Source organism: Pseudomonas sp. PS01300, assembly GCF_029960155.1.
GTDB lineage: Bacteria > Pseudomonadota > Gammaproteobacteria > Pseudomonadales > Pseudomonadaceae > Aquipseudomonas > Aquipseudomonas palmensis.
This window is the reverse complement of the sequence record NZ_JASCPN010000180.1, coordinates 1-255: the sequence shown is the minus strand read 5'-3', so window position 1 is coordinate 255 and position 255 is coordinate 1. Positions and strand designations below refer to the sequence as shown.

The 255-nt window shown below is 64.7% G+C and carries 1 protein-coding gene; it reads left to right on the top strand.

Features of this window, described 5'->3' with window-relative positions; translation table 11 throughout:
* A partial coding sequence (locus QMX96_RS26875) for a contractile injection system protein, VgrG/Pvc8 family (protein ID WP_282362745.1) occupies positions 1-255 on the top strand: 255 nt, incomplete at both ends.

Genomic DNA, 255 nt, shown 5'->3' with positions numbered 1-255 from the left:
GCTGGCGTACCTGGCACACCGCATCAACCAGCGCATCTTCCAGCACAAGACGGTGCCGCAGATCATCGCCCAGGTGCTCGAGGAGCACGGCATCCTCGCCAGCGACCACCGCTTCGTGCTTGGCGCGATGTACCCCGAGCGGGTGTACTGCGTGCAGTACGACGAGTCCGACCTGCACTTCATCCAGCGCCTGTGCGAGGAGGAGGGCATCCACTACCACTTCCAGCACAGCCCGCAGGGCCATGCGCTGGTGTT